We start from the raw sequence: 13,469 nt of genomic DNA on the forward strand, positions 1-13,469 counted from the left end.
GCACGGCCGGGGAGAGCCCGCCGGCCCGCGACGGATCGGAGAACGGCCATGGACGAGGTCCAGGAGCTCAAGGCGCTGCTGCCCGGGGTCGAGGCGGCGGTGCGCGAGGTCGGCGCACGGCTGGCGGCGACGCGGCCCGCCGAACCGACCCCCGGACGGACGATCGCGGAGCTGATGACGCGCTTCGCCGAGGTGGACGAGCCGGCCGACGGCCGGCTGCGGGCCCGGCTGGGCGCACTGCGCCCGCGGGCCGGCTGGGCCACGGACGAGGTGGCGGGCACGGTGCCGGCCGAGGGCGAGTGGTGGCTCTGCGACGCCACCGACGGCGCCGTGCAGTACCTGCTCGGCCAGCCGCAGTGGGCGGTCACCGCCACCCTGGTCCGGGACGGCGTCGCGGTGCTGGCCGTGGTGCACACCCCGGAGCTCGGCGGGCGGACCTTCCGCGCGGTGCGGGGAGGCGGCGCCGAGCTGGACGGGCGGCCCGTCGGCCCGCTGGAGCGCGAGTTGTCGGCGGCCGTCGCCGGGACCGCCCAGCCGCCGCTGGTGGCCTCGGACCCGGTGGCGCTGCGCCGCGCGGGCGAGTCGCTGACGGCGGTCCTGGGCGCGGTGCCCGCGATCCGCGCCCTCGGGCCGACCTCGTTGCAGGTCGCCCAGGTCGGCTCCGGCCAGCTGGCGCTGTTCTGGGAGTACGGGGCGGACGCCGGCAACCTGCTGCCGGGTGCCCTGATCGCGGCCGAGGCGGGCGCGACGGTGACGGACACCACCGGGGCGGCCTGGACGGCCCGCTCCGACAGCTTCCTCGCCGCCGCGCCCGGGCTGCACGCGGACGTGCTGGAGGTCCTGCGGGCGGTGCGGTGATCTGCCCACGGGCGGTGCGGTGATCAGCCCGCCGGGTCGAGGCCGAAGAGCGCGGCCGCGTTGTCGTGACAGACGGCCCGCAACCACTCCTCCCCCAGGCCGGCGCCGGCCAGGGCCTCCAGCTGGTGGGCGTACCGGTAGGGGATGTTGGGGAAGTCACTGCCGAGCAGGACCCGGTCCCGGAGCGCGCGCAGCCGCGGCAGTTCGGCGCGCGGGAACGGGTCCTCGGCCTCGACGAAGTCGGTGAACGCCATGGTGGTGTCCAGCCGGACGGACGGGTGGCGCTCGGCGAGGTCGAGGAAGTCGCGGTACTCGGACATGCCGAGGTGGGCGACCACCAGGACCAGCCCCGGGTGCCGGTCCAGTACCTCGCCGATCGGGCCGGGGCCGGTGAACTTGCCCGCCACCGGGCCGGACCCGCAGTGCACGACCACCGGGGTGCCGGTCCGGGCCAGCACCCCCCACACCTCGTCCAGCCGCCGGTCCGTCGGGTCGTACCCGCCGACCTGGAGGTGTGCCTTGAACACCCGGGCGCCCTCCTCGACCGCCCGCGCCACGTAGGCGGGCGCCCCCGGCTCGGCGAAGAAGGTCGCGGTGTGCAGGCAGTCCGGGGTGCGGGCGGCGAAGTCGGCGGCCCAGGCGTTCAGCCAGGTGGCCATGCCCGGCTTGTGCGGGTACAGCATCGACGTGAACGCCCGGACGCCGAACTCCCTCAGCCGCTCGACCCGTTCGGCCTCGGCAACGCGGTAGGTGATCGGCCACGGGCGGTTCACCAGCGGACCGGCCGCGTCGAAGTACGCCCACACCTTGTCGAGGACGTTCTTCGGCATGAAGTGGGTGTGCACGTCGACCAGGCCGGGGAGGCCGAGGGCCTGCCAGAAGCCGCGGACCTCCGCCGCTTCCACCGCTTCCGCTGTCTCCGCCGTCTCCGCCTCCCGGGCCGCCGCCGTCCCGTCCGTGCTCACGCCGGCACCGGTCGGGCGCGGTCGATGATCGCCCCGGCGTCGAGGCCGGCGGGCAGGGTGCCGAAGGCGGCGCCGTGGTCGCCGCCGAGGCGGGAGGCGCAGAAGGCGTCGGCCACCGCCGGGTCGCCGTGGCGCACCAGCAGCGAGCCCTGGAAGGCCAGCGCCATCGCCTCGACGAGCCGACGCGTCCGGTACTCCAGATCGCTCAGGTCCGTGAGCTGCTTGCGGAGTTCGGCGACGGCGGCGTCCAGCCGGCGGTCCGCGCCGGCCGCGGCGTCCAGCTCGCCGAGGAAGGCCTCGACGGTCTCGGGGCTCTTGACCATCGCGCGCAGCGCGTCCAGGGCCGCGACGTTGCCGGAGCCCTCCCAGATCGAGACCAGCGGCGCCTCGCGGTAGAGCCGGGGCATGCCGGACTCCTCGACGTAGCCGTTGCCGCCGAGGCACTCCAGCGCCTCCGCGGCGTGTGCCGGACCGCGCTTGCAGACCCAGTACTTGGCGACCGCGAGCCCCAGCCTGCGCACCAGCGCCTCGGTCCCGTCCCCCGCGAGCGCCCGGTCGGTGGCCTCGGCGAGGCGCATCGCGACCGTGGTGGCCGCCTCGGACTCCACCACCAGGTCGGCGAGCACGTTGCGCATCAGCGGCTGGTCGACCAGCGCCTTGCCGAACGCCCGCCGGTACAGGGCGTGCTGGACCGCCCGGGTGGCCCCCAGACGCATGCCGGCCGCGGCGCCGACGGTGCAGTCGAGGCGGGTCATGTTGACCATCTCGATGATGGTCCGGATCCCCCGCCCCTCCTCCCCGACCGGCCAACCGACCGCGCCGTCGTACTCGACCTCGGCGGAGGCGTTCGACTTGTTGCCCAGCTTGTCCTTGAGCCGCTGGAGGTGCAGGCGGTTGCGGGTGCCGTCCGGCAGGACACGGGGCAGCATGAAGCAGCTCAGCCCGCCCGGCGCCTGGGCGAGCGTCAGGAAGAGGTCCGACATCGGCGCCGAGGTGAACCACTTGTGGCCGGTCAACCGGTAGGTACCGTCCGCCTGCGGCGCGGCGGTGGTGGTGTTGGTCCGGACGTCCGAGCCGCCCTGCTTCTCGGTCATCGACATGCCGGCGATCAGTCCACGCTTGCCGCGCGGCTCGCGCAGCCCGAAGTCGTACGTGGTGGCGGCCAGCAGCGGCTCCAACTCGGCCGCCAGTGCCGGGTTCGCGCGCAGGGCGGGGACGGCGGCGTAGGTCATCGAGATCGGGCAGGTGTGGCCCGCCTCGACCTGGCTCCAGACGAAGAACTTGGCGGCCCGGGCGGTGTGCGCGCCCGGGCGGCCGTCCCGCCAGGGGGCGGCGTGCAGACCGTGGCCGACGGCGGTACGCATCAGCTCGTGCCAGTACGGATGGAACTCGACCTCGTCGATCCGGTGGCCGAAGCGGTCGTGGGTACGCAGAACGGGCGGGTGCTCGTTGGCCAACCGGCCCCATTCGGCGGCCTGTTCGGAGCCGGCCAGGCGGCCGAGCCCGTGCAGCTCGGCCTCGGCCCAGCCGGCGCCGGAGCGGTGCAGGGCCGCGAGCAGGGCCGGGTCGGCGGCGGTGTCGTGCCCGTACGGCAGGGGCACCTGATTGGTGACCTCGTGCGTCCGGGGGGCCGTGCGAGCGGCCTCGGCGGGGGTGGCCTCGGTGGGGGTGGCCTTTACGGGGGTGGTCGGGTCAGGCGTCGCTGTCATCGCGTCCTCCCAGGGCACGCAGGGTGAAGGAGACCAGGGCGGGGACCACCTCGGGCAGGGTGTCCCCGGAAACGGGTGCGTGGGCCGCGGCGAGCGGGCCGGCCAATGCCTCGCCGACCGCGCCGACCAGCGCGGCGGCGGTCAGCTCCGGGTCCTGGCGCGGCAGTTGGCCGGCCGCCACGGCGGCGGCGATCTCGACGGCGATCACATCGCGGAACGCCCGCCGGAACACCAGGCGTTCGGCGTCCACCACGGCGTCGGCCGGCTCGACCAGCAGCACATGGGCGAGCCGGGGCGCACGCAGGGCGCGGGCGGCGAAGGTCTCGACCACGGCGGCGATCCGCCGCCGTGGGGTCTCGTGGCGGGCCACGGCCTCGGTGACGGCGTCGATCTCCCGGGTGACCACCCGGCGGAACAGTTCCACCGACAGCTCCGCCTTGTTGGCGAAGTGCTGGTAGAGGCTGCCGGTGGCGATCCCGGCGCGGTCCGCGACGGCGGCCATCGAGCAGCCGCCGTAGCCGCGCTCGGCGAGCAACCCGACCGCAGCCTGCAGGACCGCCTCGCGCTGGGCGTCCAGACGGGCTTGTACGGCGGGGGTGCGTCGGTAGGCCATGAAAGTATTGAAGCACCGATTCACTGCTTCGGGGAGGGGGCGCGCGGCGGTCTCCGTCGGCCGATCGCCGTTCAGCGTTCGCGTGAGCCGCTCGCCGGCTTGCGGCTCCCGGCTTCCGGCTTCCGGCTTCCGGCTTCCACGGGGTGGGCGTGGACGCCGAAGGGCCACCCGCCGCTCCTGCGACGGGTGGCCCCGGGCGATACGGCCCGAGCGGTGCGGCCCCGGTGGGGCCGGCCGCGCTACAGCCGGTGGCGCTCCAGCTTCAGACCCTCCTCGTCCAGCGGCCCGAACGGCGGGATCTGCTGGGCCTGGGCGAGGGAACGGGCAGCGGCCGGGTCGGCCAGACCGGCCCACTCCAGCACCTTCGCGGTGGCCTGGGCCGACTCGTCGGCCTTCAGCTTGCCGATGTTGGAGCCGTGGTTGCCCCCGGCCACGGTGTAGACGTAGCTGTCCTCACTGCCCCAGCCCAAGCGGAACGGCTCGGCACCCCACGGGTCGTTCTGGCCGTAGACGAAGATGATCCGCTCGGCGGAGTGCTTCACCCAGCGGTCGATGTCGCGCATCGCGGACGGGTCGAAGCGCATCGGAATGCTCTTCGGCACGTAGGTGCGCGGCGAGTACAGCTCCTTGTAGTCGTAGTGCTGCAGGCCCTTCAGGTGCGAGACGTCGAACGACGGGGAACCCAGCTGGGTACCCGCCTGGTAGTAGTACGCGGTGTACTTGGCGAGCGACTGGTCGCTGTTGCCGGTGATACCGGACTGGGCGTCGAACCACGCGTACAGCTGGTCGTCGGTGGCGGTCGCCGCCACCGGCACGGCGGCGCAGTCCGCCTCGGTGCTGTACTGCCAGAACGCCCAGACGACGTCGAGCACGCCGGCCTCGTAGGCCCGGTCGGCGCTGCCGGTGGTGGTGAAGGTGGACCCGGCCGCCGCGTTGTCGGCCACGTAACGGGCCTCCAGGCGGTCCCGGCGGACGAGCAGCTCGCGCTGCGCGGCGGCGAGCGTGGCGCGGCACTCCGGCGTACCGACGGTCCGGAAGAACTCGGTGTAGGCGGAGTCCTCGCGGTCGTCGACGTCGTTCGGCGCGACGTAGGCGATGGTGCCGTCCACGTCGTCCGGGAAGAAGCGGCGGTGGTAGGTCGAGGACATGCCGCCCTTGCTGGCCCCGGTCGAGAGCCACGCGCGCTGGTAGATCCGCTTGAGCGCGGTGATGATCCGGTGCGAGTCGGTGGCGGCCTGCTGGATGCCGGCCTTGGTCCAGTCGGCGGGCTCCGGGCGGGACGGCGTGAAGTAGCGGTACTCGATCGAGACCTGGTTGCCGTCGGTCAGCCGGGTCGGCTCGGTGCGCGAGGGGTTGGTGCCGAGCGTGTAGCCGTTGGTGTAGAAGACGGTCGGGCGGTCGTAGCCCCGGTGCAGCACGCTCAACCGCTGCTGGAAGGTGCCCAGCCACGGGCGGAAGTGGTCGATCGGCTGGGTGTAGGTGAGCAGGAAGTAGCGGTGGCCGGTGGTGGTCGGCTTCTCCTCGGTGACGGTCATCCCCGGGATCGCCGCCAGGCGGTCCTTGATGTCGGCCGCGGGGTTGTCGGCGGCCGAGCCTCCGGCGGAGCCTCCGACCGCGACGGCCTCCGCGCCGGTGCCGGCCGCCAGGGCGGGCGTCGCCAGGCCGAGACCGAGCAGCGGCATCAGCAGAACGGCGACCAGGAGCCTTCTGAGCTTGGTGGACATCAACTCTCCATCGGGTCAACGGAACTGTTCGACACTGTCCGGCAGTCGGCACCCGACCGCCGGACAGTCGGCCGTCCGGTAGACGGCCGAGTGGGCCACCCGCGGATCGCGGATGGCCCACCGGGGAAAGATGTGCTGGTCAGGGGCGCGGCAGGGTGCAGCCGGAGCGGGTGAGGTCGAGGCGGTTGCCGGCGGCGAAGCAGGCCGGGATGCCGTAGGTCTCCTGGGCGTAGTTGATGCCCTGGCGGACGGTCACCACGCCGTTCTGGTCGACCTCGCACGGGTTGTTGTCCGTGCAGCGCTGCCCGTCCTCATTGCCCGTGTTGTTCACGGCGACGACCTGGCCGGTACCGGCGTCGACCACCGGGGAGCCGGAGGTGCCGCCGATGGTGTTGCAGCTGGAGGTGTAGCGGACCGAGTCCTTCCAGGTCCAGGAGCCCTCCTTGAGCCGGTAGACGAAGCCGTCGACCGAGCAGGAGTAGATCTTCTTCCAGTACCCGGAGACGACCTTGATCGAGGTGCCCTGGACGGGGTGGCTCGCGGAGACGGTCAGCGGGGCGATGCCGTAGCTCGACTGGATCGCGGCGTAGGTGGTGTTCAGCTGGTAGATCGACACATCGGTGTCGGTCATCGTCCCGTAGACCACCTTGGTCGCACGCAGCGTGGCGACCTTGGAGCCGGCGCCGTTGAGCAGCGAGAACGTGCGGCTGGACGACTGGTTGACGACCACCTCACCGGGGCCGGGGAAGCCGGTCTCCAGGCAGTGGCCGTTGGAGAGGATGAGTGCCGGGTCCGTCGCGGCGGAGCTCGGGAGCCGGACGAGCGAGCCGGAACAGTTGCTGAGCGCCACCGTCCCGGCGAAGTTCACGGCGGCCGGCGCCTGCTGGTCCTGGGACGAGGCCTGCGCCAGGGCGTCGGGCTGCGCCAGGATCTCGGCCTGCGCCAGGGCGGTCTGTGTGACGGCGGTCTGTGTGAGGGCGGTCCGCGCTTCCGCCGGTGAGGAGGCGACCGCGGCGGGAGCACCGGCGAGGGCGGTGGCCCCGGCGAACAGGAGCGCGGCGAACATGCCTATGAGCGGCTTCTTCATGAGAGACCTCTCGTTGTGGGGGTGCACCAAAACTGGCGCGGACATGACGAGATGTCAAGAGTTCGACCGACCCGAGGAGGTCGGGCGCGGGAGCACACTCGGCACCCCGAGCCCGCCGGTGTCTCGACCGCACCAGGAACACGCCCCGAACGCCCCCGGAACGCCCCTGGCGCCGTCAACCACCCTGCCAATGGCGGCGACCGAGGCTGATCAGGCGGAGCTGGAGCCGGGCGGTCGTGGCGATGCGCCGCTCGCGGGCCGGGCCGCCCTCCTGGGCCTCCAGCAGGGCGGCGGCCGTGGAGACCATATGGTCGACATACAGCTCGGCCAGCATCCGCAGGTCCTCGTCACTCCATCCGCGCGACACGGACTGGAGCGCGAGCGCCTCGCCGACCTCCGCGGCGAAGCGTCCGAGCTCGACGTCGATCGCCTCCCGCACCTGCCGCACACCCCCGTGCCGCTCCCGCGCCAGGAAGCGCACATGCGGCCGGTGTTCGCGCACATGCTGCTCGATGACGTCCACCGCCCGGTCGATCAGCTCCTCGGACCCACCGGCTTCGGCCAGCACCGAGCGGATCATCACATGGAGGCTGGCCAGCGACTCCTCGACCAGAGCCACCCCGAGCGCGGCGAGGTCCGGGAAGTGACGATAGAAGGCGGCCGGGGACAACCCGGCGGCCCGGGTGACCTCGCGGACACCGAGGCTCGCGAGGTTCTGATCGGCCAACAGGCGCAGCCCCGCGTCCAGCAACGCGCGCCGACTCTGCTGCTTCTGGGCCTGTCTGACCCCAACGGTGTGACTCACGTCATTCAGTAAACAAGTGTTTGCCGAAAATGGCCAGCCCGGCGTAGAGTGACGGAGGATTCAGCGAACACTTGTAAACCCAAGGTGGCGGAAGCCACCGGAAGGACCCGCCATGATCCTGCTCACCGCCCTGGTCGCCATGGGCGTCCTCGTCGGCGCCGCCGCGCACACCTCGCTCCCGGTCTTCCTCGCCGCCTCCGCCGCCATCACCGCCTGGCTGCTGGCGTTCGGCGCCCGTGAGGGCCTCGCCCGTCTGCGGCACCGCTGACCCCTCACCGCGTCACCGTCCCGGAAGGATCGCCGCCGTCATGAGCACCGTCACCAACACCTCCTCCCCCATCGGCACCGGCGCGGGAACCGCGACCGGTACGACCGCTCGGCCTCGCCGCCGCGCCGCCGAGGCCGACGACCTGGCCGTCGCCTCCTTCCTCCTCGGCCTGCCCGGTCTGCTGCTCTTCAACATCGTCCTGGGCCCTCTCGCCATCACCCTCGGCACGCTCGCCCTGGCCCGCGGCACCCGTCGCCGCGGGCGCGCCGTCCTCGGCGTCGTCCTCGGCATCGCCGGGCTGGCCGTCCTCGCCGTCACCACGGTGGCCGACCACGGCGTGCTCTGGCAGATCGGCGACTGAGCCGGCGTCCGAGACCGCGCGCTCGTGCGCTCGGCCCTCCGGCCCTCCGGCACGCCAGCCCTTCGGCACGCCCGACAGTTCGCTCCGGCCGCCCCGGCGGTCCGCCCCGACGGCCACGCGCCCGGACCAACGGCGGAACCGAGCCGCTCGAACGACTGATCCAGCCAACCTGCGGCGCGAAGCCCGTCCGCCCCCGTACTGTGGCGACATCGGCCGGGTGACGACATGGGGGCTGGAGTGACGACCGAGTACCAGAGTGACGCGCAGTCGGGGCGGACGGGAGGCCCCGGGCGGGCAGGCCGACTGCTCGCGGTCAGCGACCTGCACGTCTCCTACCAGGAGAACCGCGACCTGGTGGCGAAGCTGCAACCCGACTCCCCCGACGACTGGCTGATCGTCGCCGGTGACATCGCCGAGATCAGCACCACCATCGAGTGGTCCCTCGGCCTGCTGGCCGAGCGCTTCGCCCGGGTGATCTGGGCCCCCGGCAACCACGAGCTGTGGACCCACCCCGACGACCCGGTCCAGCTGCGCGGCGTCGCCCGCTACGAGTACCTGGTGGAACTCTGCCGCCGCCTCGGTGTCGTCACCCCCGAGGACCCGTACCCGGTCTGGGAAGGCGCCGGCGGACCGGTCGCCGTCGCCCCGCTCTTCCTGCTGTACGACTACACCTTCCGGGCCCCCGGCACGACCACCAAGAAGGAATCGCTGGAAGCCGCGTACAACAGCGGCGTGGTCTGCTCGGACGAGCGACTGCTCCACCCGGACCCGTTCCCGGACCGCGACTCCTGGTGCCGCGAGCGCGTCCGGCTCACCGAGAAGCGGCTGGCGGCCTGCGACCCGGAGCTGCCGCTGGTCCTGGTCAACCACTACCCGCTGGTCCGCCACCCCACCGAGATCCTCTGGTACCCGGAGTTCGCCCAGTGGTGCGGCACCGAGCTGACGGCCGACTGGCACCGGCGCTTCAACACCGCCGCGATGATCTACGGCCATCTGCACATCCCCCGGGTGACCAGCTACGACGGCGTCCGCTTCGAGGAGGTCTCGCTGGGCTACCCGCGCGAGTGGCACCGCCGCGGCCTGCCGGACCCGCTGCTGCGGCAGGTCTTTCCCCAGGACGGCTGAGCACCAGCCGCCGCTGGGTGCCGACCCCGGCCGGGCCCGGGGGCCCGAGCGGGAGCGGGTGGCCCGGTCCTGCCCCGGGTTCCTCGTGTACGGCTTCCTCGGTTCGGGTTGCTTCGCCGGCTTCCTCAATCCCGGTTCCTCGGTCCGGGTTGCTCGGTCCGGGTTGCTCGACACGGCTTCCTCGGTACGGGTTCCTCAGTCCGTCGCGATCGCCCGGAGCACGTCCAGCCGCGCCGCCCGGCCCGCCGGGCGAAGACCGGCGACCGCACCCGCCGCCAACCCGGCTATGAGCACCACCGCGAGCTGCCCCGGCGGGATCGCGAACGCACCCATCCCCGCACTGTCCGAGGCCCGCACCAGCGCCCAGCCGAGGAAGGCCCCTAGGCCGAGCCCGCCGATCGTCCCGAAGGCTGCCACCAGGACCGACTCCCAGCGCACCATCCCCCGCAGCTGGGCCCGGGTCTGACCGACCGCCCGCAGCAACCCCAGCTCCCTGGTCCGCTCGTGCACCGCCAGCGTCAGCGTGTTGGCGATTCCGAGCAGCGCGATCAGCACCGCCAGCGCCAGCAGCGCGTAGACCACCGAGAGCATCATGTCGACCCCGCCGGCCGCGCTCTCCGCGTACTGGTCCCGGTCCTGCACCCGCGGGTTCCCGAACGGCGCGGCGGCCTTCTCGACGGCGGCCCGGCCCGCGCCGAGCGACACCGAATCCTTCAGCCCGACCGCGACCATGGTGTCCGCGTCCTGCCCTCGGTGTGGGGCCCATGCCTGGCGGGTGATCAGATAGTCACCGGCCAAACCCTCGCTCTCGTAGAGGGCTCGGATGGTGAACGGGCCGCTCGCGCCGTCCGCGAAGGCGACGTTCACCGTCTGACCGAGCCGCCAGCCGCGCTGGTCCGCCTCACTGCGCGCGACCGCCAGACCGTCGGTGCCGAGCCCGTCGAGAGTGCCGTCGACGCGCCCGAGATCGACGATCCCGGCCAGTCGCGCCGGGTCGGTGACGTCCAGCACCCGCCCGTGGCCGTCGATCCGTGCGACGCCCCGGCCGAGACCCACCGTCTGCCGCACCTCCGGCAGTTGGGCGAGCGCGTCCGCCAGCTTGGGACTGACCCCGCTGCCGCCCGCGCCGAACGAGGGCGCGGTGACGGCGAGATCTCCGGCGAAGGACGAGTTCACCGTGGCGTCCAGGGTGGCCTTGACGGAGGCACCGAACACCGTGAACAACGTGACCACCGCGACGCCGATCATCAGGGCACTCGCCGTGGCCGCCGTGCGACGAGGTTGACGGGCCGCGTTGCGCCGGGCCAGTGTGCCGGACACCCCGCGCAGCCTGGGCAGCGGCGCGCCCAGCACCCGAACCGCGAGGGCGGCGGCAACGGGACCGAGCACCACCATCCCGGCCAGGACGCCCAGTGCACCGCCGGTGGTCAGCGCGACCGACGGCCCGTCCGTCGCACCGAGGACGGCGGCGGGGACTCCCACCGCGACCAGCAGTCCGCCGAGCACAGCCCGGACCCTGCCGGACCACCCCTCGGCCGCCCGGTCCACTCCGGTCTCACGCAGTGCCGCCAGCGGCGCGGTGCGGCCGGCCCGGACGGCCGGCAGCAGCGCCGATCCCATCGCGACCAGCGTGCCGACGAGCAACGGCGACACCACCGCGGCCGTACTGATCACCATGCCGCCCGTCGGCAGGGAGAAGCCGAGCACCGAGAACAGCGCCTTGAGCCCCGCGGCCACGCCGATCCCGGCGAGCAACCCACCGAGCGAGGCCAGCACGCCGACGACCAGCGCCTCCGCCAGCGTCGCACCGAGCACCTGGCCGCGCACCGCACCGAGTGCCCGCAGCAGGGCGTTCTCCCTGGTCCGCTGGGCGACCACGATCGCGAAGGTGTTGTGGATGGTGAAGGTGGCGACCAGCAGCGCGATCCCGGCGAAGACCAGCAGCAGCGTGGTGAACATGCTCAGGAACCGCCCCGACACCATCGCGGTGCTCTCCTGGGTGGCCGCCGTACCGGTGATCGCCTCCAGCCCGCTCGGCAGCTCCGGGGCGATCCGCTGCGCGAGCTCCCGCTGGGAGATCCCGTCCGCTGCCCGGATCTGGATCGAACCGGCTTGTCCGGCGCCCTTGGGCGTCAGATGACGCTCGGCGTCCCCGAGGGTCAGCGCGGTGAAGGTGCTCGGCCCCATCCCGTCCGCGCTGTCCCCGAAGGTGGCGATACCGACAACGGTGACGGTCACCGGATCGGGGGTGCGCAGCACGGTGGTGGAGCCGATGTGCAGCCCACCGGCCTTCGCCGCACCGCGGTTGACCACGGCCTCACCGGGTGCCTGCGGCGCGCGGCCCTCGGCGAGCCGGTAGGGGTTGAGCCGTCCGTCGGTGAGCCAGTTGCCGGCCAGGGTCGGCGGCCCCTGCCCGCCGACCGGCTTTCCGTCGCTGCCGACGAGTTGGCCGGCGCCCTGGACGGACGCCTCGGCGGCGGCCACCCCGGGGACGGCCCGCAACCGCTCGGTGAGCGCCGTGTCGACGGGCGCCCGCACCCCGCCGGGCGTGCCCGGGGAGTCCAGGACATCGGCACTGCGGACCACCACGTCGGTACCGGCGTTGGCGTCGGCGAACAGGGTGTCGAAGTTGGAGCGCAGGGTGTCGCCGAGCACCATCGTCCCGGTCAGGAAGGCGACCCCGAGCAGGATCGACAGGAAGGTGGCGATCAGGCGCCGCTTGTGTGCGCCCAGGGAGCGCAGGCTGAGCCGGGCGGCGGCGCTCGCGGAGCTCATGACCGCCCCCGTTCGAAGGCCTTCAGCCGGTCCAGCACCCGGCCCGCGCTCGGCTGCTCCATCCGGTCGACCAGCCGGCCGTCCGCGAGGAACAGGGCCTGGTCGGCGTACCCGGCCGCCATCGGGTCGTGGGTGACCATGACGACGGCCTGCCCCATCTCGTCGACGGCTCGGCGCAGCAGGCCGAGCACTTCGCCGCCGGTGCGGGAGTCGAGGTTGCCGGTGGGTTCGTCGGCGAAGACCACCTGCGGTCGCCCGGCGAGCGCCCGGGCCACGGCGACGCGCTGCTGCTGGCCGCCGGAGAGCTCGCTCGGGCGGTGGTGCAGCCGGTCGCCGAGGCCGACCACGCCGATCAGCGTGTCCAGCCAGCCCTGGTCGGGCGCGGCGCCGGCCAGGTCGAGCGGAAGGGTGATGTTCTCCCGGACGGTCAAGGTGGGCACCAGGTTGAACGCCTGGAACACGAAGCCGATCCGGTCCCGGCGCAGCAGGGTGAGCCGCCGGTCGCCGAGCGGGCCGAGTTCGGTACCGCCGATGTAGGACCGGCCCTCCGTGAGGGTGTCGAGACCGGCCGCGCAGTGCATCAGCGTGGACTTGCCCGAGCCGGACGGGCCCATGATCGCGGTGAACTCCCCGGCCGGGAAGTCGACCGTGACATGGTCCAGCGCCCGGACCACGGTGTCGCCGACGCCGTAGACCTTCACGGCGTCGACGACCCGGGCGGCGGTGTCGCGAACGACATCGAGCGTGCTCACTTTCCCGCGCCCCCTCGGTCCTGTCCGCGTCGTGTCTCGGTGAGGACGGCCCGCTTGGCGCGGTACTCCTCGGCGTCGATGTCTCCCTCGGCGTACCGGCGGCCCAGCACGGCGAGCGGGTGGTCCGCCCCGGCAACGCAGCCCCGGCGCCAGAGCGTCCGACGCAGGACGACGATCACAAGGAACACGACGGCGGCCCAGGCCAGCGGGATCAGCAGGATCCAGGGCCCGGGCCAGTGCCCGTCGTGGTCGGCCAACAGGGTGTACATGGTGGTTCATCTCCTCGGCGGTGGACTCCAGCCGCTTCGGGGTGCGTCCCGAAGCACCTTGAGCCTCCCGCCGGGGGTCCTGCTCCCGCGTCCTCCGGGCAGCGGCTCTTGGGGTACTCCCGCGGGAGTACGAGCGGGCGTCGGACGAGGCGCGGGAA

General features: G+C 73.2%; 13 protein-coding genes. 4 read left to right on the forward strand and 9 right to left on the reverse strand.

Features of this window, described 5'->3' with window-relative positions; genetic code table 11:
- The first annotated feature begins 48 nt into the window (after nt 1–48).
- A complete protein-coding gene (locus tag ACFXHB_RS00390) occupies nt 49–858 on the forward strand; it encodes an inositol monophosphatase family protein (protein WP_380571027.1) in 810 nt (269 codons plus the stop codon).
- A gap of 23 nt (nt 859–881) precedes the next feature.
- Here the strand turns inward: ACFXHB_RS00390 and ACFXHB_RS00395 are convergent, their stop codons facing one another.
- From ACFXHB_RS00395 to ACFXHB_RS00420, 6 genes are all read right to left on the reverse strand, one after another.
- A complete protein-coding gene (locus ACFXHB_RS00395) occupies nt 882–1,823 on the reverse strand; it encodes an amidohydrolase family protein (protein WP_380571028.1) in 942 nt (313 codons plus the stop codon).
- Nucleotides 1,820–3,532, reverse strand: a complete 1,713-nt coding sequence (locus tag ACFXHB_RS00400) for an acyl-CoA dehydrogenase family protein (protein ID WP_380571029.1) — start codon at nt 3,530–3,532, stop codon at nt 1,820–1,822. Before ACFXHB_RS00400 ends, ACFXHB_RS00395 begins: the two co-directional genes overlap by 4 nt.
- Entirely contained in the window at nt 3,516–4,145 is a 630-nt protein-coding gene (locus ACFXHB_RS00405) for a TetR/AcrR family transcriptional regulator (RefSeq protein ID WP_380571030.1), read from the reverse strand. The genes ACFXHB_RS00400 and ACFXHB_RS00405 overlap by 17 nt, the downstream gene beginning before the upstream one ends.
- A gap of 239 nt (nt 4,146–4,384) precedes the next feature.
- Nucleotides 4,385–5,869: a S28 family serine protease gene (locus tag ACFXHB_RS00410; protein ID WP_380571031.1), complete on the reverse strand. Its 1,485-nt coding sequence runs from the start codon at nt 5,867–5,869 to the stop codon at nt 4,385–4,387.
- A 139-nt stretch (nt 5,870–6,008) separates the two neighbouring features.
- On the reverse strand, nt 6,009–6,956 hold the full coding sequence (locus tag ACFXHB_RS00415; protein WP_380571032.1) for a serine protease: 948 nt from the start codon (nt 6,954–6,956) through the stop codon (nt 6,009–6,011).
- A gap of 175 nt (nt 6,957–7,131) precedes the next feature.
- Nucleotides 7,132–7,761: a TetR family transcriptional regulator gene (locus ACFXHB_RS00420; protein WP_380571033.1), complete on the reverse strand. Its 630-nt coding sequence runs from the start codon at nt 7,759–7,761 to the stop codon at nt 7,132–7,134.
- 112 nt (nt 7,762–7,873) lie between these two features.
- Here ACFXHB_RS00420 and ACFXHB_RS00425 point away from each other — a divergent pair, with 112 nt between their 5' ends.
- The 3 genes from ACFXHB_RS00425 to ACFXHB_RS00435 all read left to right on the forward strand — a co-directional run bounded on the left by ACFXHB_RS00425 (nt 7,874) and on the right by ACFXHB_RS00435 (nt 9,515).
- A complete protein-coding gene (locus tag ACFXHB_RS00425) occupies nt 7,874–8,029 on the forward strand; it encodes a hypothetical protein (protein ID WP_380571034.1) in 156 nt (51 codons plus the stop codon).
- Nucleotides 8,030–8,069: 40 nt separating this feature from the next.
- Nucleotides 8,070–8,390: a DUF4190 domain-containing protein gene (locus ACFXHB_RS00430; protein WP_380571035.1), complete on the forward strand. Its 321-nt coding sequence runs from the start codon at nt 8,070–8,072 to the stop codon at nt 8,388–8,390.
- 237 nt (nt 8,391–8,627) lie between these two features.
- Complete coding sequence (locus tag ACFXHB_RS00435) at nt 8,628–9,515, forward strand: metallophosphoesterase family protein (protein ID WP_380571036.1); 888 nt, start codon at nt 8,628–8,630, stop codon at nt 9,513–9,515.
- Between the two features lie 195 nt (nt 9,516–9,710).
- Here the strand turns inward: ACFXHB_RS00435 and ACFXHB_RS00440 are convergent, their stop codons facing one another.
- The 3 genes from ACFXHB_RS00440 to ACFXHB_RS00450 are packed head-to-tail and all read right to left on the reverse strand — an operon-like array spanning nt 9,711 to nt 13,311.
- Complete coding sequence (locus ACFXHB_RS00440) at nt 9,711–12,290, reverse strand: ABC transporter permease (protein ID WP_380571037.1); 2,580 nt, start codon at nt 12,288–12,290, stop codon at nt 9,711–9,713.
- The gene (locus tag ACFXHB_RS00445; protein WP_380571039.1) at nt 12,287–13,042 is read right to left on the reverse strand and encodes an ABC transporter ATP-binding protein; all 756 of its coding nucleotides are present in this window, start codon (nt 13,040–13,042) and stop codon (nt 12,287–12,289) included. The genes ACFXHB_RS00440 and ACFXHB_RS00445 overlap by 4 nt, the downstream gene beginning before the upstream one ends.
- Nucleotides 13,039–13,311, reverse strand: a complete 273-nt coding sequence (locus ACFXHB_RS00450; RefSeq protein WP_380571040.1) for an SHOCT domain-containing protein — start codon at nt 13,309–13,311, stop codon at nt 13,039–13,041. Before ACFXHB_RS00450 ends, ACFXHB_RS00445 begins: the two co-directional genes overlap by 4 nt.
- Between the last annotated feature and the right edge of the window lie 158 nt (nt 13,312–13,469).

It is taken from the genome of Kitasatospora sp. NPDC059327, assembly GCF_042752535.1.
GTDB lineage: Bacteria > Actinomycetota > Actinomycetes > Streptomycetales > Streptomycetaceae > Kitasatospora.